General features: G+C 71.1%; 17 protein-coding genes. 13 read left to right on the top strand and 4 right to left on the bottom strand.

The features are described 5' to 3' along the window. Nucleotides 1-39 precede the first annotated feature (39 nt). Together typA and ACR9Y5_RS12355 are read left to right on the top strand one after the other, a co-directional pair. Nucleotides 40-1,965, top strand: coding sequence for a translational GTPase TypA (typA, locus tag ACR9Y5_RS12360; protein ID WP_481298222.1), 1,926 nt, complete (start codon nt 40-42; stop codon nt 1,963-1,965). Between the two features lie 116 nt (nt 1,966-2,081). Next, nucleotides 2,082-2,549, top strand: a complete 468-nt coding sequence (locus ACR9Y5_RS12355) for a hypothetical protein (protein ID WP_481298221.1) — start codon at nt 2,082-2,084, stop codon at nt 2,547-2,549. A 123-nt stretch (nt 2,550-2,672) separates the two neighbouring features. On the opposite strand, the gene efeB is transcribed toward ACR9Y5_RS12355, so the two are convergent. The 3 genes from efeB to efeU form a co-directional block, all read right to left on the bottom strand. Next, the gene (efeB, locus tag ACR9Y5_RS12350; RefSeq protein WP_481299570.1) at nt 2,673-3,911 is read right to left on the bottom strand and encodes an iron uptake transporter deferrochelatase/peroxidase subunit; all 1,239 of its coding nucleotides are present in this window, start codon (nt 3,909-3,911) and stop codon (nt 2,673-2,675) included. 145 nt (nt 3,912-4,056) lie between these two features. Then, nucleotides 4,057-5,238, bottom strand: coding sequence for an iron uptake system protein EfeO (gene efeO, locus ACR9Y5_RS12345; protein WP_481298220.1), 1,182 nt, complete (start codon nt 5,236-5,238; stop codon nt 4,057-4,059). Nucleotides 5,239-5,282: 44 nt separating this feature from the next. Then, the gene (gene efeU, locus ACR9Y5_RS12340; protein ID WP_481298219.1) at nt 5,283-6,146 is read right to left on the bottom strand and encodes an iron uptake transporter permease EfeU; all 864 of its coding nucleotides are present in this window, start codon (nt 6,144-6,146) and stop codon (nt 5,283-5,285) included. A 97-nt stretch (nt 6,147-6,243) separates the two neighbouring features. On the opposite strand from efeU, the gene ACR9Y5_RS12335 reads away from it, so the two are divergent. From ACR9Y5_RS12335 to ACR9Y5_RS12315, 5 genes are all read left to right on the top strand, one after another. Further along, nucleotides 6,244-6,633: a hypothetical protein gene (locus tag ACR9Y5_RS12335; RefSeq protein WP_481298218.1), complete on the top strand. Its 390-nt coding sequence runs from the start codon at nt 6,244-6,246 to the stop codon at nt 6,631-6,633. A 38-nt stretch (nt 6,634-6,671) separates the two neighbouring features. Continuing rightward, the gene (gene fdxA, locus ACR9Y5_RS12330) at nt 6,672-6,992 is read left to right on the top strand and encodes a ferredoxin (RefSeq protein WP_481298217.1); all 321 of its coding nucleotides are present in this window, start codon (nt 6,672-6,674) and stop codon (nt 6,990-6,992) included. Nucleotide 6,993: 1 nt separating this feature from the next. Beyond that, on the top strand, nt 6,994-8,112 hold the full coding sequence (gene dapC / locus ACR9Y5_RS12325) for a succinyldiaminopimelate transaminase (RefSeq protein ID WP_481298216.1): 1,119 nt from the start codon (nt 6,994-6,996) through the stop codon (nt 8,110-8,112). Between the two features lie 214 nt (nt 8,113-8,326). Further along, the gene (locus ACR9Y5_RS12320; protein ID WP_481299569.1) at nt 8,327-9,598 is read left to right on the top strand and encodes a citrate synthase; all 1,272 of its coding nucleotides are present in this window, start codon (nt 8,327-8,329) and stop codon (nt 9,596-9,598) included. A gap of 75 nt (nt 9,599-9,673) precedes the next feature. Beyond that, nucleotides 9,674-12,280 (top strand): penicillin acylase family protein, encoded by a 2,607-nt coding sequence (locus ACR9Y5_RS12315; RefSeq protein ID WP_481298215.1) that lies wholly within the window; start codon nt 9,674-9,676, stop codon nt 12,278-12,280. A gap of 182 nt (nt 12,281-12,462) precedes the next feature. Here the strand turns inward: ACR9Y5_RS12315 and ACR9Y5_RS12310 are convergent, their stop codons facing one another. Beyond that, nucleotides 12,463-13,086, bottom strand: a complete 624-nt coding sequence (locus ACR9Y5_RS12310; RefSeq protein WP_481298214.1) for an SACE_7040 family transcriptional regulator — start codon at nt 13,084-13,086, stop codon at nt 12,463-12,465. A 117-nt stretch (nt 13,087-13,203) separates the two neighbouring features. Between ACR9Y5_RS12310 and ACR9Y5_RS12305 the strand changes: the two genes are divergently transcribed. From ACR9Y5_RS12305 to ACR9Y5_RS12280, 6 genes are all read left to right on the top strand, one after another. Next, the gene (locus tag ACR9Y5_RS12305) at nt 13,204-14,811 is read left to right on the top strand and encodes a carboxyl transferase domain-containing protein (RefSeq protein ID WP_481298213.1); all 1,608 of its coding nucleotides are present in this window, start codon (nt 13,204-13,206) and stop codon (nt 14,809-14,811) included. Between the two features lie 5 nt (nt 14,812-14,816). Continuing rightward, nucleotides 14,817-16,937 carry an acetyl/propionyl/methylcrotonyl-CoA carboxylase subunit alpha gene (locus ACR9Y5_RS12300; protein ID WP_481298212.1) on the top strand — a complete coding sequence of 707 codons (2,121 nt, stop codon included), beginning with the start codon at nt 14,817-14,819 and terminating at the stop codon, nt 16,935-16,937. Between the two features lie 36 nt (nt 16,938-16,973). Next, nucleotides 16,974-18,179, top strand: coding sequence for an acyl-CoA dehydrogenase family protein (locus tag ACR9Y5_RS12295; RefSeq protein WP_481298211.1), 1,206 nt, complete (start codon nt 16,974-16,976; stop codon nt 18,177-18,179). A gap of 68 nt (nt 18,180-18,247) precedes the next feature. After that, on the top strand, nt 18,248-19,009 hold the full coding sequence (locus ACR9Y5_RS12290) for a CoA transferase subunit A (protein WP_481298210.1): 762 nt from the start codon (nt 18,248-18,250) through the stop codon (nt 19,007-19,009). Beyond that, nucleotides 19,006-19,653, top strand: a complete 648-nt coding sequence (locus ACR9Y5_RS12285) for a CoA transferase subunit B (protein WP_481298209.1) — start codon at nt 19,006-19,008, stop codon at nt 19,651-19,653. The genes ACR9Y5_RS12290 and ACR9Y5_RS12285 overlap by 4 nt, the downstream gene beginning before the upstream one ends. Next, complete coding sequence (locus ACR9Y5_RS12280; RefSeq protein WP_481298208.1) at nt 19,653-20,195, top strand: MaoC family dehydratase; 543 nt, start codon at nt 19,653-19,655, stop codon at nt 20,193-20,195. Before ACR9Y5_RS12285 ends, ACR9Y5_RS12280 begins: the two co-directional genes overlap by 1 nt. Nucleotides 20,196-20,221: the final 26 nt, after the last annotated feature.

The raw sequence follows: 20,221 nt of genomic DNA, 5'->3' as shown, positions 1-20,221 counted from the left end.
TTCCCCTTCTTCCTTCTGACGAGAGTCGAGTCTGTACGCATGTCCGAGAACGCCGTCGCCCGCCGCGATGATCTGCGCAATGTCGCGATCGTCGCCCACGTCGACCACGGCAAGACCACGCTGGTCGACGCCATGCTCAAGCAGACCAACTCCTTCGACGCGCACGCGCACGTCGAGGAGCGGGCCATGGACTCCAACGAGCTGGAGCGCGAGAAGGGCATCACGATCCTCGCCAAGAACACGGCGATCTCGTACAAGGGCAAGCACGCCCCGGGCGGCCCGATCACCATCAACGTGATCGACACCCCGGGTCACGCCGACTTCGGCGGCGAGGTCGAGCGCGGCCTGTCCATGGTCGACGGCGTGGTGCTGCTGGTGGACGCGTCCGAGGGCCCGCTGCCGCAGACCCGCTTCGTGCTGCGCAAGGCGCTCGAGGCGAAGCTCCCCGTCATCCTCGCGGTGAACAAGACCGACCGCGGCGACGCCCGCATCGACGAGGTCGTCGGCGAGAGCCAGGATCTGCTCCTCGGCCTCGCGAGCGACCTCTCCGACGACGTGCCCGACCTCGACCTCGACGCGATCCTCGACGTCCCCGTCGTCTACGCGTCCGGCCGCGCCGGCGCCGCGAGCCGCAACAAGCCGGCCAACGGCGAGCTGCCCGACAACGACGACCTCGAGCCGCTGTTCGAGGCGATCCTCCAGCACATCCCGGCGCCGAGCTACGACCCCGAGGCCCCGCTGCAGGCGCACGTGACCAACCTCGACGCGTCGCCGTTCCTCGGCCGTCTCGCGCTGCTCCGCATCTTCAACGGCACCCTGAAGAAGGGCCAGACCGTCGCCTGGGTGCGCCACGACGGCGACGTGCACAACGTGCGCGTGACCGAGCTGCTGATGACGAAGGCGCTCGACCGCTACCCGGCCGAGTCCGCAGGCCCCGGCGACATCGTCGCCGTCGCCGGTTTCGCCGACATCATGATCGGCGACACGCTCGCCGACCCCGACGACATCCGCCCGCTTCCGGCCATCCACGTCGACGAGCCCGCGATCTCGATGACGATCGGCACCAACACCTCCCCGCTGGTCGGCAAGGTGAAGGGTCACAAGCTGACGGCCCGCATGGTCAAGGACCGCCTCGACCGCGAGCTGGTCGGCAACGTGTCGCTGCGAGTGCTCGACATCGGCCGTCCCGACGCCTGGGAGGTGCAGGGCCGCGGCGAGCTGGCGCTGGCCATCCTGGTCGAGCAGATGCGCCGCGAGGGCTACGAGCTGACGGTCGGCAAGCCGCAGGTGGTCACCAAGAAGGTCGACGGCAAGACGTTCGAGCCGTACGAGCACCTGACGATCGACGCCCCCGAGGAGTATCTCGGCGCGATCACCCAGCTGCTCGCCGCCCGCAAGGGCCGGATGGAGAACATGGCGAACCACGGCACCGGCTGGGTCCGCATGGAGTTCATCGTGCCGTCGCGCGGCCTGATCGGCTTCCGCACCGAGTTCCTCACCACCACCCGCGGCACCGGCATCGCCAACGCGATCTCGCACGGCTACGACGAGTGGGCCGGTCACATCGTGACCCGCAGCAACGGCTCGATCGTGGCCGACCGCGCGGGCGTCGTGACCCCGTTCGCCATCATCGCGCTCCAGGAGCGCATGACGTTCTTCGTGAACCCCACGGAGGAGGTCTACGAGGGAATGGTGATCGGCGAGAACTCGCGCGCCGACGACATGGACGTGAACATCACCAAAGAGAAGAAGCTCACCAACATGCGCTCCTCCACGGCCGACACGTTCGAGTCGATGACGCCGTCGCGCCAGCTCACGCTGGAGGAGTCGCTGGAGTTCGCCCGCGACGACGAATGCGTCGAGGTGACTCCGGAAGCCGTCCGCATCCGCAAGGTCGAGCTCGACGCGACCGCCCGTGGTCGTGCCGCCGCGCGCCTGAAGCGTCAGGACGCCGCGGCCGTCTGACGCCCGCGCCCGTCATCGAGGGGTCGCAACACGCCGTTATGGCGCATCCATAACGGCGTGTTGCGACCCCTCGTTCGTGCAGCCACGGGTGCCCGGGCGTCCGGGAGAATGGGCGTATGAAACGTCGCCTCCTCGCCGTCCCGCTCGTCGCCGCGCTGCTTCTCGGCACGGCCCCCGCACTCACTGCGTGCAGCTTCCAGAGCGTCGTGAAGGATGTGTCCGGCGGCAATGTCGATGTCGGCGGGACGTCCCTCCCCACCGACTTCCCGAAGGACGTCCCGCTCGCGAGCGGCGACGTCGTCTTCGCCGCTGGCCTCGGCTCCGGCGACGGCAAGGTGTGGAACGTGACGGTGAAGGTTCCGGACGGCGAGGCGTACAGCTCGATCGAGAAGCAGCTCACCGACGCCGGATTCAGCGGCGACTTCGGCGCCCGCGGCGCGAACGGGGGAGGCACCGGCACGTTCAGCAACGGCACCTACGGCGTCCTCGTCGTGGTGACGGACGCCGGGAGCAACGGCTGGGTCGCCAACTACTCCGTCTCGAAGGGCAAGGCTCCGAGCCCGACCCCGACCGCCGGCTCCTGAGCCGCGTACCGGCCAGCGGCGAACAGGGCAGCGGCGAATCGGCCAGCGGCGAACCGGCCAGCGGCGAATCGGCCAGCGGCGAACCGGCCAGCGGCGAACCGGCCAGCCGCGAACCGGCAGCGGCTAGGCGAACAGCCCCGCGCCGACGAACGACCCCTCGCTCGCTCCCGGCGGCACCGCGAACACGCCCGACCCGACGTGGCGGACGTACTCGTTCATCAGGTCGTTGGCGGCGAGCCGCTGCTGGATCGGGATGAACTGGGTGCGCGGGTCGCGCTGGAACGCGATGAAGAACAGCCCGGCGTTGAGCCGCCCGAGCTCGTCGTTGCCGTCGACGAAGTTGTAGCCGCGCCGCAGCAGCTGCGCACCGCCGTTCATCGTGGGGTGCGCGAGCCGCACGTGCGAGTCGGGGTCGATCTTCGTGCCGCCGTCCTTGGCCAGCGCGAGGAAGTTCGGCGCGGTGAACTCGGTGCCGCCGGAGAGGGGTGCGCCCTCGCCCTTGTCGCGGCCGATGATGCGCTCCTGCTCGCCGAGCTGCTGCCGGTCCCACGTCTCGATCACCATGCGGATCTTGCGCGCGACGAGGTACGACCCGCCGTGCATCCACTCGGAGCCGTCGGCGCGCGCCGCCCACACCTGGTCCTCGACGACCGACTGGTCCTCCGACTTGATGTTGGCGGTGCCGTCCTTGAACCCGAAGAGGTTGCGCGGCGTCGCCTGCGCCCGCGAGGTGGACGAGGTGCGCCCGAAGCCCAGCTGCGACCAGCGGATGGCGGCGCGGCCGAAGGCGATGCGTGAGAGGTTGCGGATGGCGTGCACCGCCACCTGGGGGTCGTCGCTGCACGCCTGCACGCACAGGTCGCCGCCGCTGATCGACTCCTGGAGCGCGTCGCCCGGGAACCGCGGGAGGTCGACGAGCGCTTCGGGGCGGCGCGACGCGATCCCGAAACGGTCCTGCCCGCTCGCGGTGCGGAACAGGCTGGGGCCGAAGCCGAACGTGAGCGTCAGACCGCCCGGCGGCAGGTCGAGCGCCTCCCCGGTGTCGTCCGGCGGGGCGTCGGACGGGCCGGAGGCCGGGCCGTACGTGCCCGCGGGGCGGCCCTGCGTCATCCGCGCGGCCGCGACGGTCCAGTCCTGCAGCAGCTCCTTCAGGCCCTCGCGGTCGAGCCCTGGGGCGGCGTCGAAGGAGGCGAAATGGAGGCGGTCCTGCGCGGGCGTGGTGATCCCGGCCTGGTGGGCGCCGTAGAACGGATAGGTGGCGGAGGCCGTGGCGGTCGCCCCGAGCACGACGCGGTCGGCGGCCACACCCGCGCCGATGCCGACGAGGCCGGCACCGACCGTGGCGCCGGCGAGGCCCAGCATGCCGCGGCGGGACAGCCCGCGGCGCCCGCCCTCCTGCTCGGTCGGCTCGGTCGGCGCGGTCTGCTCGGTCGGCGCGGTCCGCTCGGCCTGCTCCGTCAGCGGGCGCGGACGCGCGGCGTCGTCGGTCGGGTGCTCGGTCACGCGGCTACTTGACGATGATCGAGGTCAGGCGGCTGAGCGGTTCGCTCAGCGCGTTCACCTGGTCGGACAGCTGCTTCACCTGGTCGGTGCTCAGCTCGGTGTAGCTGACGAAGCCGTCGCCGCTCTTGTACTGGGCGAGCGTGGTCGCGACGGCCTGGAACTCGGAGTCGAGCTTCGAGACCGCGTCGGCGCCCTGGCTGCCCTTCTTCGCCGCGATGTCGCGGACCACGCCGTAGGCCACCTGCGCACCCTCCAAGTTGGCCTGGAAGTCCTGCAGGTCGGTGTGCGAGAAGGCCTCCTCCTCGCCCGTGATCTTGGAGCCGGCGACCTCCTCCATCAGCCCGATCGCTCCGTTGGAGATCTGGTCGATCGTGAGCGTGAAGTCCTTCGCGTGGACGAGGTCGTACAGCTTCTGCGTGTCCGAGACGAGTTGGCCGGCGAGCTGCGTGCGGGTCGCGGCGTCGGCGGGCGTGTACCCGGCCGGTGCCCAGAGGTCCTTCTCGATGCGATGCCACCCGGTCCACTGCTGGCCCTGCGCCAGGTCGGCCTCGCGGAGATCGAGCGCGGGGTCGAGGTCGCCGAACTGCTCCGCGGTCGGTTCGATCCGCTCGTAGTAGGAGCGGGCGCTCGCGTACTGCGCGCGGGCGGCCGCCAGGTCGCCGCCGGAGTAGGCGGCTGCGAACGACTTCGTGGCGGTGAGGAGGGCGCCCGCCTGGTCCCTCACATACCCGGTGTAGTTCTCCACGGCTTGGGCCACCTGGGCGTTCTCGCTCTGCGAGACGCTGCGACCGGAACCCTTGGTCACGGTGAACGCGGCGACGTGGGCCGGGTCGCCCACCATGCCCTTGCGGCAGGCCGAGAAGTAGTCGCCCTCGGCGAGCTGCACCACGTAGTTGACCGTGGTGCCCGGCCCGATGTTCTCCTTCTCGCCGACGATGCGCAGCTTGTCCTTCGCGAGCAGCTCGAACTCGTTGACGTCGGTGCCGGTGTTGGTCACCTGGAATGTGATCGGCCCGGCCTCGGCGGTGTTCGTCGAGACCGTGCACGTGGTGTCGCTGAGGGTGACCGCGATCGCCTCGGCGGTGGCGTCCGCCTTGTTGGGAACGCATCCCGTGAGCGCGAGGGCGAGCGCGGCGGCGGCGGCCAGTGATCCGGCGACGGCGGCGAGCGGACGGAGTCGGGGCATGGGTGTGCTCTGCTTTCTGGTGGGGGCGCCCAGGGACGGGGGAGTCAGGACGCGATCGGGGCGTGAGCGGCCGCGGCGGTGGTCTTCGCCGGGGCGGCAGGCCGGGACGATGCGCGGTGCTGGCGGACGTAGAAGAAACCGACGACGGCGAGGTAGCCGATCCAGGCGAACAGCTGGACCCAGGTCGGTGACGGGTTGAAGTTGACGATGCCGGCGGCGAGCGTCCCGTACCAGCTGGAGGAGGGGATCAGCCCGCTGATGTCGTAGGCGTGCGCTTCGCCGCCCGGGATGAGGCCGGCCTCCTGCAGGTCGCCCAGGCCGTAGGCGAAGACGCCGGCGGCGACGAGGATGAGGAAGGCGCCCGTCCAGGTGAAGAACGCGCCCAGATTGATCTTGACCATGCCGCGGTAGAGCAGCAAGCCCAGGACGGCTGCGGTCAGGAGGCCGAGGACCGCGCCGACGGCCGGCTCCCACGTCCCGCCGGTGCTGGCGACGGTCGCCCAGACGAACAGCGAGGTCTCGATGCCCTCGCGGCCGACGCTGAGCATGGCGAGCAGCACCACACCCCAGCCGGCGCCCACGAGGGCGGAGTCGAGCCGGTTCTGGAGGGTGGATTTCATGGTGCGGGCGGTCTTGCCCATCCAGAACACCATCCAGGTGACGAAGCCGACCGCGACCAGCGAGAGCGATCCGCCGAGGATCTCCTGGGCCTGGAAGCTCATTCCGTAGGGCCCCCAGGTGAGCGCCGCGCCGATGGCCAGCGGCACCGCGAGGGCGATGCCGACGCCGATCCACAGTTTGGAGAGCACGTCCGTGCGGCCCAGTTTGACGACGTAGGCGATCAGGATGGTGACGATCAGGGCCATCTCGAGGCCTTCGCGGAGGCCGATCAGGTAGTTCGCGAGCACGGGGGACCTTGTCGGTGTGGGGGATGAGGTTGGTAAGGCTAACCTTACCCATCGAGCGTAAGTCACGGCTCCGGAAGTGTCCAGTTAGGATGCGAGAATGCTCAGCCGGATCGTCAGCGCCGTCCTGCTCGTCCTGACGGGCGCCGTGTTCGGCGTGCTCGGGACGATCGCCCACCAGTCCTCCGTCACCTGGGGGATCGCCATCCCACTCGGCCTCATCGGCGCGCTGGCCGCCTTCGCCGCCCTGCTGACCGGGCTCCGCCTCCTCGGCCACAGCCGGCTGCCCGCGCTGCTCGCCGCGCTCGGCGCTATCGGCGTCGTCCTGCTCTTCACGCAGCAGAGCGCGGGCGGTTCTGTGCTCATCCCGAACAACCTCGCCGGGCAGGCCTGGCTCGTCGGCACCATCCTCATCGCGGCCATCGCGATCGCCTGGCCCGACGTGCGCGGTCGTCGTCCGGCGGACGCCGCTGCGCGCACGACGGCATAAGCTAGCAGGGTAGCTCTCGTGAAGGGATCCGAACCACTGTGACCTATGTCATCGCTCTCCCGTGCGTCGATGTGAAAGACAGGGCCTGTATCGACGAATGCCCGGTCGACTGCATCTACGAGGGCGAACGGTCGCTCTACATCCACCCCGACGAGTGCGTCGACTGCGGGGCCTGCGAGCCGGTCTGCCCGGTCGAGGCCATCTACTACGAGGACGACCTGCCCGAGGAGTGGAAGGACTACTACCGCGCGAACGTGGAGTTCTTCGACGACATCGGCTCGCCCGGCGGCGCCTCGAAGATCGGCGTGATCCAGAAGGACCACCCGGTCGTCGCCGCGCTTCCCCCGCAGGCCCACTGAGATGCCGCTCCAGGAGCTCCCGGACTACCCCTGGGATCTCATGGCGCCCTACGCCGAGCGCGCACGGTCGCACCCGGACGGCGTCGTGGACCTGTCCATCGGGTCCCCGGTCGACCCCACGCCCGACCTGATCCGGGAGGCGCTGGCCCGGGCGACGGACGCGCACGCGTACCCGCAGACCATCGGCACGCCGGCGCTCCGCGAGGCGATCGTGGATTGGTTCGAACGCCGCCGCGGCGTGCGCGGCCTGACCGCGGGGAACGTCCTGCCGACGATCGGCTCCAAGGAGCTGGTGGCCCTTCTGCCGTTCATGCTCGGGCTCGGTGATGGCGACACCGTCGTGCACCCGCGCGCCGCGTACCCGACCTACGCCATCGGCGCCGCCATCGCGGGCGCGACGGCGCTGGCGAGCGACGACCCGGCCGAGTGGCCCGAGGGCACGAAACTCGTCTGGCTGAACTCCCCGGGCAACCCGGACGGCCGCATCCTGAGCGTGCACGAGCTGCGCGCGGCCGTGGCCCGGGCGCGCGAGCTGGGCGCCTACATCGCCAGCGACGAGTGCTACGCCGAGCTGGGCTGGGAGGCGCCGTGGGATGCGGAGCGCGTGCCGAGCATCCTCGACCCGCGGGTCATCGGCCAGGACCGGCGCAACGTGCTCGCGGTCTACTCGCTGAGCAAGCAGTCGAACCTCGCCGGCTATCGCGCCGCCTTCGTGGCCGGCTGCCGCGAGATCGTCGACCGCCTCGTGAACGTGCGGAAGCACGCGGGTCTCATGCTCCCGGCGCCGCTGCAGGCAGCCATGGTCGCAGCGCTCGGCGACGAGCGGCACGTGGAGGCGCAGAAGGCGCTGTACCGTTCGCGCCGCGAGACGCTCAAGCCGGCCCTGGAGGCCGCCGGGTTCCGCGTCGACCGCAGCGAGGGCGGCCTCTACCTGTGGGCGACCGAGGGACGCGACGCCTGGGACAGCATCGGGCGGCTCGCCGACCGCGGCATCCTCGCCGGGCCGGGTCACTTCTACGGGGACTTCTTCCCGCAGCACGTGCGTCTGTCGCTGACGGCCACCGACGAGCGCATCGCGGCGGCCGCGGAGCGACTGCGCGGCTTTGGAGACTCCCTCTAACGGCATCCCCGGGGCTTTGCCCGATGCCACAGTTGTCGCCCGCGTTCGTTAGGCTGTATCGGCAGGCCCGACTCGCGGACGGCTCTGTCGCAGCGCTGCCACACCCGGCGCGCGCACGAAACACCAGCCATGAGGCGATATCCCACCAGGAGGCGTTGTGAGCGGACTCGGCACCGAGAGCACCGGCACCGAGAGAGCGCCGGCCGAGACCGAGCTGGCGACCGCGTCGCTCAGCTACCCGGGAGGCACGGCCGAGTTCCCCATCCGGCCGAGCGTCGACGGCGCGTCGAGCATCGACTTCTCGTCGCTGACCAAGCAGACCGGGCTCACCAGCCTCGACTACGGCTTCGTCAACACAGCCGCCACCCGCTCGTCGATCACCTACATCGACGGCGAGCAGGGCATCCTGCGCTACCGCGGCTACCCGATCGAGCAGCTGGCCGAGAAGTCGACCTTCCTCGAGGTGGCGTGGCTGCTGATCCACGGCGAGCTGCCGTCGCAGGCCGAGCTGGCCGATTTCGACGAGCGCATCCGCCGTCATACGCTGCTGCACGAAGACCTGCGCCGCTTCTTCGACGCTCTTCCGCACGACGCGCACCCGATGTCGGTGCTCTCGAGCGCGGTGTCCGCCCTGTCGACCTTCTACCAGGACTCGCTCAGTGTCAGCGACCCGGAGCAGGTGGAGCTGTCGACCATCCGCCTCCTCGCGAAGCTCCCGGTGATCGCCGCGTACGCGCACAAGAAGAGCCTGGGCCAGGCGTTCCTCTACCCGGACAACTCGCTGAGCTTCGTCGACAACTTCCTGCGCCTCAACTTCGGCACCCTCGCCGAGCCGTACGAGGTCAACCCGGTGCTGTCGCGCGCCCTGGAGCGCCTGCTCATCCTGCACGAGGACCACGAGCAGAACGCCTCCACCTCGACGGTGCGCCTGGTCGGCTCCACGCAGGCCAACCTGTTCGCGTCGGTCTCGGCCGGCATCAACGCGCTCTACGGCCCGCTGCACGGCGGCGCCAACGAGGCCGTGCTGCAGATGCTCGCCGGCATCCGCGACTCGGGCGAGAGCGTCCAGAAGTTCGTGGAGCGGGTCAAGAACAAGGAGTCCGGCGTCAAGCTGATGGGCTTCGGTCACCGCGTCTATAAGAATTTCGACCCGCGCGCGAAGCTGGTGAAGCAGTCGGCGGACGAGGTGCTCGAGGCGCTCGGCGTGCACGACCCGCTGCTCGACATCGCGAAGGAGCTCGAAGAGGTCGCGCTCGCGGACCAGTACTTCATCGACCGCAAGCTGTACCCCAACGTCGACTTCTACACGGGCGTCATCTACAAGGCGATGGGCTTCCCGACCCGGATGTTCACGGTGCTCTTCGCCATCGGCCGCCTCCCGGGCTGGATCGCCCACTGGCGCGAGATGAACCTCGACCCGCAGACGAAGATCGGCCGCCCGCAGCAGCTGTACGTCGGGTCGCCGGAGCGCACGCTCGACCGCTGACCAGCGGGTCGGAGATCGGCCAGCCGGCGCGATACGCTCCTCAGTGACGGCGGCATGGCCCGACGAAGGAGCGATGTGGGCGACGACACCCCTCGGCTGAGACGGCACCATCGGGTTCTGCGAGCGGTGGGCGTCGTGCTCGCGGTGCTGCTCGTGATCCTCGTTGTCGCCGGCGGCGTGGGCGTCTGGACGGTCACGCGCTCGTTCCCGCAGACGTCCGGATCGGTGGATGTGCCGGGCCTCACGAAGCCCGTGACGGTGACGCGCGACAGCGCCGGGGTGCCGCAGCTCACCGCATCCACCGCCGACGACCTGTTCCGCGCGCAGGGCTACGTGCACGCGCAGGACCGTTTCTGGGAGATGGACTTCCGCCGCCACGTCACGGCGGGCCGCCTCTCCGAGCTGTTCGGCGCGAGCGAGGTGCCGACGGACACGTTCATCCGCACGCTCGGCTGGCGGCGCGTCGCCGACCAGGAGGTGAAGCTGCTCGACCCGACCTCGCTGCGCTATTACCAGGACTACGCGGACGGGGTGAACGCGTACCTTTCGAAGCACTCGGGCGCCGAGCTCTCCCTCGAGTACGCCGTGCTGGGTCTGCAGAATCCGTCGTACCGGCCCGATCCGTGGACGCCGGCCGACTCCGTCGCGTGGCTCAAGGCGATGGCGTGGGATCTGCGGTCGAATCTCGAGGACGAGATCGACCGGGCCCTGCTCGCGACGAAGCTGAAGCCCGAGCAGATCGCCGAGCTCCATCCCGGCTACCCGTACAGCGGCCATCCGACGATCACCGACCAGGGCGGCGGGAGCCCACGCACGGTCACCCCCGACCAGTCGCCGGATGCGGTCGCGTCGGACGCATCGGCTCCGGCCGGATCGGATGCGACCGTGGATCCCGCGTCCTACGCCGCCCAGCTGGAGCAGGTGGCGGCGAGCGTGGATGCGCTGCCGCAGCTGATGGGTCCGGCCGGCGACGACATCGGCTCGAACTCGTGGGTCGTCGGCGGTGCGCACACCGCGAGCGGCAAGCCGCTGCTCGCCAACGACCCGCACCTCGGCGCCGCCCTGCCGTCGGTCTGGTATCAGATGGGCCTGCACTGCGCGACGGTCGGGCCGGCGTGCCCGTTCGACGTCTCCGGCTTCAGCTTCTCCGGGTTCCCCGGCGTCATCATCGGCCACAACGACCGCATCGCGTGGGGCTTCACCAACCTGGGACCCGATGTCGCGGACCTGTTCGTCGAGAAGGTCACCGGCGACTCCTACGAGTACGACGGCGCCCCGGTGCCGCTGGAGAAGCGCACCGAGCGCATCCGGGTCGCGGGCGGGAAGGATGTCGTGATCACCGTGCGGTCGACGCGGCACGGACCGATCGTCACGGACATCGGAGACGCGTACGCCGTCATTGCGAAGGACCAGGCCGGGAAGCTCGGCGTGCCCGCCCCGAAGTACCAGCTCTCCCTGGCGTGGACGGCGCTCACTCCGGGGACGACGGCGAACGCCATCTTCGCGTTCGACACCGCCCGCGACTGGACCGCCTTCCGGGCCGCCGCCGAGCAGTTCCAGGTGCCATCGCAGAACCTCGTCTACGCCGACGTGGACGGGCACATCGGCTACCAGGCGCCCGGTCTCATCCCGGTCCGCGCGGCAGGTGACGGCACGATGCCCGAGCCGGGATGGACGAGCCGCTACGGCTGGACGGGCACGATTCCGTTCGATCAGCTGCCGTCGGTGCTCGACCCGCCCTCCGGCTACATCGTCACCGCCAACAACGCGGCCGTCGGCCCCGGCTTCCCGGTGCTGATCACGGCGGACTGGGATCACGGCTACCGCGCCAACCAGATCGAGGTGCGGCTGGCCGGGCTGCTCGCCGGCGGGCGGAAGGTCACCGCCGCGGACATGTCGGCCATCCAGGCCGACACGTACGACGCGAACGCCGCGAACCTCGTCCCGGTGCTGCGGGCGGTCGCGGCGAAGCCGGACGCATCCACCGACCTGCAGCAGGCCGCCCGGCTACTCGACGGCTGGGACTACCGGGACCGAGGCAGCAGCGCGGCCGCCGCGTACTTCGCGGTCTTCTGGAAGGAACTGCTGCACGACGCCTTCGGGCGCAAGCTCCCGGCGGGCACGGCGCCGACCGGCGGCGACCGCTGGTTCGCCGTGGTGCAGTCGCTGCTCTCCCAGCCGGACTCGTCGTGGTGGGCGGACTCCGAACTCGGCACGACCGACCGCGACTCGATGATCGCCTACGCCGCCGACAAGGCCTGGGGTGAGACGCGCCGGCTGCTGGGCGGCGACCCCGTGGACTGGCGCTGGGACCGCCTCCACACCCTGACGCTGACGAACGCCAGCTTCGGGGTGTCGGGGGTGGCGCCGATCGAGTGGCTGTTCAACCGCGGGCCGTGGCACCTCGGCGGGGGCTCCAGCGTCGTGGACGCGACCGGCTGGGACGCGACCGCGGGCTTCGACGTCGACCGCGCCCCGTCGATGCGCATGGTCGTGGACCTCGCCGACTTCGACCGGAGCACGTGGATCAACCTGACCGGCGTCTCCGGGCACGCGTTCGACGCGCACTACACCGATCAGACGGACCTCTGGGCGACGGACCGCACGCGGCCGTGGCCCTTCACGCCCGCCGCGGTGAAGAAGGCGGCCGACCAGACGCTGACGCTCCGCCCGGCGGGCTGAGCGCCTGCGGCGCCGCGACCATTCGTGCCGAATGTCGGCTTTGCGGCGTCGGGAGCGGGGATTCGTGCCGAATGTCGCTGTGGCTGCGCGCCGTCGCACGCGCCGCGCCCGCGACCATTCGTGCCGAATGTGCGCTCGGGAGCGCGCGGAGTGAGGATTCGCGCCGAATGTCGGCGCGGCGGTCACTCCGAGGTGAGCGCCGCCCAGGCCATCCGCTCGAGCACCGGGCGCACGGCGTCCGGCGCGACGTGCGCCGAGCCGACGCGCGCGGTGTGCGGCGTGGAGTTCAGGAGGCCGAAAGTGCCCTGTACGCGCACACGCAGCTCGTCGTCGGCGAGGGCGGGATGCAGCTGGCCGAGCACGCGCATCCACACCTCGACATAGCGGCGCTGCAGCCGCCTGACCTGCCGTCGCGCCGAGTCGGGCAGGGCGTCGAGGTCGCGGTCCTGGACGCGGATCGTGTCCGGCTCGCCGAGGGCGAAGTCGATGTGGAACCCGATCAGCGCACGGAGGGCCGCTTCGGCGTCCGGGTCCGCCCCCGAGACGTCCTCGCCGCCGGAGAGCAGCCGCTCGCTGACCCCGACGAGGAGCGCCTCGAGCACCGCCTGCTTGGACGAGAAGTGACGGTAGACGGCCGGCCCGCTGACCCCGACGGCCGAGCCGAGGTCTTCGATGGAGACGCCGTTGAACCCGCGCTCGGCGAACAGCGTCGCCGCGGCCTCGAGCAGGGCGGCGCGCCGGTCGGCCTTGGCCTGGCTGCGCTGCGTCGGTCGCTCGAGGGGAGCGGCGGGTCCGGTCTGCGTCATCGTCCTCGATGGGGTCGGGCCGCCCCGGAGGCGGCGCTGGACTTTTCGGTTAATGAACACTAACCTAAAAACGAGTTAGTGACCACTAACCGACTGTCGATGACGACACGGAGCAGCATGCCGACCCTGACCAGCGAGGCGTCCGCCACGGACGCCCGGTTCGAGCAGAACGACGCCGCCCAGCGCGAGCTCGTCGCCGACCTCCGGCGACGCCTGCAGATCGCCGCGGCGGGCGGTCCGGAGCGCGCCCGCGAACGCCACGTCGCGCGCGGCAAGCTGCTGCCGCGCGACCGCATCGACGCCCTGCTCGACGAGGGCAGCCCCTTCCTGGAGCTTGCGCCCCTGGCCGCGACCGGGATGTACGGCGACGAGAGCCCCGCAGCCGGTGTGATCGCCGGGATCGGCCTCGTGGCCGGACGCCACGTGATGATCGTCTGCAACGACGCCACGGTCAAGGGCGGGACGTACTACCCGATGACCGTGAAGAAGCACCTGCGGGCGCAGGAGGTCGCGCTCGAGAACCGGCTGCCGTGCATCTACCTGGTCGACTCCGGCGGCGCCTTCCTCCCGATGCAGGACGAGGTGTTCCCCGACCGCGACCACTTCGGCCGCATCTTCTACAACCAGGCGCGGCTCTCGGCCGCGAAGATCCCGCAGATCGCGGCCGTGCTCGGCTCCTGCACCGCGGGAGGCGCCTACGTGCCCGCGATGAGCGATGAGACGGTCATCGTCCGCAACCAGGGCACGATCTTCCTCGGCGGCCCTCCGCTCGTGAAGGCCGCCATCGGCGAGATCGTCACCGCCGAGGAGCTGGGCGGCGGCGACCTGCACGCGCGCACCTCCGGTGTCGTCGACCACCTGGCCGAGGACGACGAGCACGCGCTCGCCATCGTCCGCGACATCGTCGCGACGCTCCCGCCGCCCGCGCAGCCGGCCTGGCAGGTGCTGCCGGCGACCGAGCCCGCCGCCGACCAGGACGGGCTGTACGGGGTGGTCCCGGTCGACGTCCAGGCGCCCTACGACGTGCACGAGGTGATCGCCCGGATCGTCGACGGCAGCGGGTTCGAGGAGTTCAAACCCGAGTACGGCACGACGCTGGTGACCGGGTTCGCGCGCATCCACGGCCACCCGGTCGGCATCGTCGCCAACAACGGCGTGCTGTTCAGCGAGTCGGCCCTCAAGGGCGCGCACTTCATCGAGCTGTGCGACCAGCGCGGCATCCCGCTGCTCTTCCTGCAGAACATCAACGGCTTCATGGTCGGCCGGGACTACGAAGCCGGCGGGATCGCCAAGAACGGCGCCAAGATGGTCACCGCGGTCGCCACCACCCGCGTCCCCAAGCTGACCGTCGTGATCGGCGGCTCGTTCGGGGCGGGCAACTATTCGATGTGCGGTCGCGCCTACTCGCCGCGGTTCCTGTGGATGTGGCCCGCCGCCCGCATCTCGGTGATGGGAGGCCAGCAGGCGTCGAGCGTGCTGGCGACGGTGAAGCGCGACCAGCTGGAGGCGCGCGGCGAGGAGTGGTCCGCCGAGGACGAAGCGGAGTTCCGCGCCCCGATCGCCGCCCAGTACGAGGAGCAGGGCAACCCGTATTACTCCACAGCCCGGCTCTGGGACGACGGCGTGATCGACCCGGCCGACACCCGGACGGTGCTCGGCCTGGCGCTCGACGTGATCGCGCGCTCCCCGCTCCCCGACACGGCCTTCGGCCTCTTCCGGATGTGATCACCGTGACCAGGACCCCTTTCAGCACCGTGCTCGTCGCCAACCGCGGCGAGATCGCGTGCCGCGTCATCCGCACCCTGCAGCGACTCGGCATCCGCTCGGTCGCGGTCTACAGCGACGCGGACCGGGACGCCCCGCACGTGGCGCTCGCCGACGTCGCGGTGCGGATCGGCCCCGCCGCCGCACGCGAGAGCTACCTCGACGTGGACGCCATCGTCGAGGCCGCGCGGCGCACCGGCGCCGAGGCCGTGCATCCGGGCTACGGGTTCCTCTCCGAGAATCCGGCGCTCGCCGAGGCGTGCGAGCGCGCAGGCATCGTGTTCGTCGGCCCGGGCGTGCACGCGCTCGAGGTCATGGGCGACAAGATCACCGCGAAGCACGCGGTCGCGGAGTACGACGTTCCGACCATCCCGGGCATCGCGGAGCCGGGACTCGGCGACGACGACCTGATCGCGGCGGCGGAGCGGATCGGGTACCCCGTGCTCGTCAAACCGTCCGCGGGCGGTGGCGGCAAGGGGATGCAGGCCGTGGGGTCGGCGGAGGAGCTCCCGGAGGCGCTGCGCGCGGCCCGGCGGGTCGCCGCGGCGGCGTTCGGCGACGACACGCTGTTCCTGGAACGGCTGGTGTCCTCGCCGCGGCACATCGAGGTTCAGGTGCTGGCCGACCGCCGCGGCGGGATCGTGCACCTCGGCGAGCGGGAATGCTCGCTGCAGCGCCGGCACCAGAAGGTGATCGAGGAGGCGCCGTCCCCGCTGCTCGACGAGACCACGCGTGCGCGCATCGGCGAGGCCGCCTGCCGCGTCGCGGCCAGCGTCGGCTATACGGGAGCCGGGACCGTCGAGTTCCTGGTGTCCGCCGAGTCGCCGGACGAGTTCTTCTTCATGGAGATGAACACCCGGCTCCAGGTGGAGCATCCGGTCACGGAGCTCGTCACCGGGCTCGACCTGGTGGAGCAGCAGCTCCGGATCGCCGCGGGGGAGCCGCTGGCGTTCGGGCAGGCCGACGTTCGGCTGCACGGGCACGCCGTCGAGGCGCGCGTGTACGCGGAGGACCCGGAGCGCGGCTTCCTCCCCGCGGCCGGGCGGGTGCTCGCCCTGCGCGAGCCCGGCGGGGAGGGCATCCGCGTCGACAGCGGCATCGCCGCCGGCATCCCCATCGTCACCGACTACGATCCCATGCTCGCCAAGGTGATCGCGTGGGGCGAGGACCGCGACCAGGCGCTGGCGCGGCTGCGCGGCGCGCTCGCCGCCACGAGCATCCTCGGCTCGGTCTCGAACGTGTCGTGGCTCGCCGACCTGGTCGCGGACGGCGACGTGCTCGCGGGCCGGATGGACACCACGCTGATCGACCGCCGGTTCTCCGAGCGCGCGCCCACGGCGGCGACCGAGGACGAGCTGGTCGCCGCCGCGCTGCTGGCGCACCGCGACCGGTCGGACCAGGCCGCCGCCGTCGCCCCGCTGTGGGCGGCTGCGACGGGATGGAGGCTCGGCAGTCCGCGCCCGGTGCGCTACGACGTGGACGGCGTCACGGTCACCGTGGAAGGACCGCCCGAGGCGGCTCACGTCGCGATCGCCGACGCGGACGCGCGCCCGGCTTCGCTGCGTCTCCGCGATCCCGAGCGTCCCGGCGAGCCCGCGGTCGCGCTGCTCGACCTCGACGGTCGCACGCTGCGCTTCGACGTCGCCCGCGACGGCGCGACGGTCTGGCTGGCGCGCGACGGACGCGCCCGCCCGGTCCGCCTGCGCGACCGCGCCGCGCGGCTTGCCGAGCGTCTGGCCGCGCTCGACCGCGGCGACGCGGCCGCGCATCCCGAGCTCCGCTCCCCGATGCCGGGGACCGTCGTCGCCGTCCCGGTCGAGGGAGGCTCGCGCGTCGCGGCCGGGGACACCGTCGTCATCGTCGAGGCGATGAAGATGGAGCACCGCCTGGTCGCGCCGGTCGCGGGCACCGTGACCGTGCATGTCGCCCCCGGCGACCTGGTGCGGCTCGACCAGCTGGTCGCCCGCGTCGACGCCGAGGTCGACGCCGTCGAGGAAGCCGGCGACGCCGCCGACCTCCCCACCACCGATGTGCCGCCCCAGGAGGCGGACGCGGAGCCGGCACCACCGGCCGCCGCACAGCGATAGGCCCCACGAGAGCCTCCAGGAAGAGACAGGAACCTGATGACCATGCAGATGGACCGGCCGGCCGACACCGAGGTGGCCGGCTTCGAGCTCACCGACGAGCAGCGCCGCCTGCGGGACGAGGTGCGCGACTTCGCGGACACCGTCGTCGCCCCCGCCGCGTACGAGTACGACACCAAGCGCAGCCTGCCGTACGACATCATCGCCGAGATGGGCCGGATGGGCCTGTTCGGCCTCCCCTTCCCGGTCGAGTACGGCGGACAGGGCAAGGACTACCTGTCGCTGTGCCTGGCGGTCGAGCAGCTCGGCCGCGTCGACCAATCCATCGGCGTCACCCTGGAGGCCGGCGTCGGTCTCGGCGCGATGCCGATCTTCCGCAGCGGCTCCGAGGAGCAGAAGCAGCAGTGGCTGCCCATGCTCGCGAAGGGCGAGGCGCTCGCCGGCTTCGGGCTGACCGAGGCCGAGGCGGGGTCGGACGCATCCGGCACCAAGACGACCGCGGTGCTGCGCGACGGCGAATGGGTGATCAACGGCACCAAGCAGTTCATCACCAACTCCGGCTCCGAGATCACGCGGCTGGTCACCATCACCGCCGTGACCGGCGAGGAGCGCCGTGCCGACGGGTCGGTCAAGAAGGAGCTCTCCGCGATCATCGTCCCGTCCGGGACGCCCGGCTTCGTCGCCGAGCCCGTCTACGACAAGGTCGGCTGGCACACCTCCGACACCCACCCGCTGACGCTGACCGACGTCCACGTGCCCGAGAAGAACCTGCTGGGGGAGCGCGGCCGTGGCTACGCCAACTTCGTCCAGACGCTCGACGAGGGCCGCGTCGCGTTCGCCGCGCTCTGCACGGGCGCGGCGCAGGGCTGCCTGGAGGAGGCCATCCGGTACGCCAAGAGCCGCAACGTCTTCGGCCGCCCGATCGGCTCGAACCAGCACATCGCCTTCAAGATCGCGCGGATGCAGGCCCGCGTCCACACCGCCCGCCTCGCCTACTACGACGCGGCCTTCAAGCTGATGGCCGGCCGGCCGTTCAAGATGGAGGCCTCCATCGCCAAGCTGGTCGGCAGCGAGGCGGCCATGGACAACGCCCGCGACGCGACCCAGATCTTCGGCGGCTACGGGTTCATGAACGAGAACCCGGTGGCGCGGCACTACCGCGACTCGAAGATCCTGGAGATCGGCGAGGGCACGAGCGAAGTGCAGATGCTCGTGATCTCGCGCGCGCTGGGCTTCAGCGCCTAGCCTGGACCGGCGCGGCCCGCGGGCGGACTCCGCCCGCGGGCGCGCCACCTCGACGAGGAGGAGGACGGATGATCGACAAGACAGTGGCGACGGCCGGGGAGGCTGTCGCCGACATCCCCGACGGCAGCACCCTGGCCGTCGGCGGATTCGGGCTGTGCGGCATCCCGAGCGCGCTCATCCAGGCGCTGCTGGAGTCCGGGACGACCCACCTGGAGGTCGTGAGCAACAACTGCGGTGTGGACGACTGGGGTCTCGGTCTGCTGCTCGCCGAGCACCGCATCCGCAAGATGATCAGTTCGTACGTGGGCGAGAACAAGGAGTTCGCCCGGCAGTTCCTCTCCGGCGAGCTGGAGGTGGAGCTCACCCCGCAGGGCACCCTCGCCGAGAAGCTGCGCGCGGGCGGCGCGGGCATCCCCGCCTTCTACACGCCGGCCGGCGTCGGCACGCAGATCGCCGCCGGAGGACTCCCGCGCCGCTACGCCCCGGACGGGTCGGTGGCGGTCGCCAGCGAGCCCAAGGAGGTGCGCACGTTCGATGACGCCGAGTACGTGCTCGAGCGCTCGCTCCGGCCGGAGTTCGCGCTGGTGCACGCGACGAAGGGCGACCGGCACGGCAACCTCGTCTTCCACGCCGCGGCCATGAACTTCAACCCGCTGGCCGCGATGGCCGGCCGCATCACCATCGCCGAGGTGGAGGAGCTGGTCGAGCCGGGCGAGCTCGACCCCGCCCAGGTGCACTGCCCCGGCATCTTCGTGCAGCGCGTCGTGCACGCACCCGACGTGGAGAAGCGGATCGAGCGGCGCACCGTCGCCGGAGGGAGCGCACGATGAGCCTCACCCGCACCGAGCTCGCCGCCCGCGTGGCGAAAGAGCTCCGCAACGGCCAGTACGTCAACCTCGGCATCGGGATGCCTACGCTCATCCCGAACTACATACCGGCGGGCGTCGAGGTCATCCTGCACTCCGAGAACGGCGTGCTGGGCGTCGGGCCGTACCCGGCCGACGACGCCGTCGACCCCGACCTGATCAACGCGGGCAAGGAGACGGTGACCGTGAACCGCGGCGCCGCCTTCTTCGACTCGTCGCTGTCGTTCGGGATGGTCCGCGGCGGCCACGTCGACCTGGCCGTGCTCGGGGCGATGGAGGTGTCCGAGACGGGCGACCTGGCCAACTGGATGATCCCCGGCAAGATGGTGAAGGGGATGGGCGGCGCGATGGACCTGGTCTTCGGCGCCAAACGGCTCATCGTCATGATGGAGCACGTCGACAAGGAGGGACGGCCGAAGATCCTGCGCGAGTGCACCCTCCCGCTCACCGGCACCGGGTGCGTCGACCGCATCATCACCGACCTCGCCGTGATCGACGTGACCGACGACGGGCTGGTCCTGCGCGAGACCGCGCCGGGCGTGACGGTGGACCAGGTGGTCGCGGCGACCGGCGCGCCGCTGCGCGTGGAGCTGGAGGAGGCGGCCTGATGCGCGAGATCGAGCAGCGCGGGCTCTACTACGAGGAGTTCGAGCCGGACACGCGCTACCTGCACCGGCCGGGCCGCACGGTGACGGAGGCGGACAACGTCCTGTTCACCACCCTGACGATGAACACGCAGGCGCTGCACCTCGACGCCGCCTGGTCGGCCCGCCAGCCGTTCGGGGAGCGCCTGGTCAACTCCATGTTCACCCTCGCTACGATCGTCGGCGCCTCCGTGACGCAGCTCACGCAGGGCACCATCGTGGCGAACCTCGGCTTCAGCGAGGTGAGCTTCCCGCATCCCCTCCACCACGGCGACACGCTGTACTCGGAGACGGTCGTGCTGGCCAAGCGGCTCTCCGCCTCCCGGCCGGGCCAGGGCATCGTGACGCTGGAGCACACCGGGCGCAACCAGGACGGCGTGGTCGTCGCGACCGCCACCCGCCAGGTCATGGTGTGGTGCCGGGATGCGGCGTCGGTGCCGTCGGACCCCGCGCGCGACCCGGACGCCCTCGACCCGGGGGCGGCGGAGCCGGACGGGATCCTGTGACCGGGGAGGGTGCGCCGTTCGTCGCG

It is taken from the genome of Leifsonia sp. KNZ13-11D, assembly GCF_056754895.1.
Note: the sequence above shows the minus strand (reverse complement) of the source record. Positions and strands in the feature narration are given on the sequence as shown.

Bases quoted from the DNA above. Each gene is read 5' to 3' on its own strand.
- typA (WP_481298222.1), top strand. From the start codon at position 40: ATGTCCGAGAACGCCGTCGCCCGCCGCGATGATCTGCGCAATGTCGCG.
- ACR9Y5_RS12355 (WP_481298221.1), top strand. From the start codon at position 2,082: ATGAAACGTCGCCTCCTCGCCGTCCCGCTCGTCGCCGCGCTGCTTCTC.
- efeB (WP_481299570.1), bottom strand. From the start codon at position 3,911: ATGCTGGGCCTCGCCGGCGCCACGGTCGGTGCCGGCCTCGTCGGCATC.
- efeO (WP_481298220.1), bottom strand. From the start codon at position 5,238: ATGCCCCGACTCCGTCCGCTCGCCGCCGTCGCCGGATCACTGGCCGCC.
- ACR9Y5_RS12335 (WP_481298218.1), top strand. From the start codon at position 6,244: ATGCTCAGCCGGATCGTCAGCGCCGTCCTGCTCGTCCTGACGGGCGCC.
- dapC (WP_481298216.1), top strand. From the start codon at position 6,994: ATGCCGCTCCAGGAGCTCCCGGACTACCCCTGGGATCTCATGGCGCCC.
- ACR9Y5_RS12310 (WP_481298214.1), bottom strand. From the start codon at position 13,086: ATGACGCAGACCGGACCCGCCGCTCCCCTCGAGCGACCGACGCAGCGC.
- ACR9Y5_RS12305 (WP_481298213.1), top strand. From the start codon at position 13,204: ATGCCGACCCTGACCAGCGAGGCGTCCGCCACGGACGCCCGGTTCGAG.
- ACR9Y5_RS12295 (WP_481298211.1), top strand. From the start codon at position 16,974: ATGACCATGCAGATGGACCGGCCGGCCGACACCGAGGTGGCCGGCTTC.
- ACR9Y5_RS12290 (WP_481298210.1), top strand. From the start codon at position 18,248: ATGATCGACAAGACAGTGGCGACGGCCGGGGAGGCTGTCGCCGACATC.
- ACR9Y5_RS12285 (WP_481298209.1), top strand. From the start codon at position 19,006: ATGAGCCTCACCCGCACCGAGCTCGCCGCCCGCGTGGCGAAAGAGCTC.
- ACR9Y5_RS12280 (WP_481298208.1), top strand. From the start codon at position 19,653: ATGCGCGAGATCGAGCAGCGCGGGCTCTACTACGAGGAGTTCGAGCCG.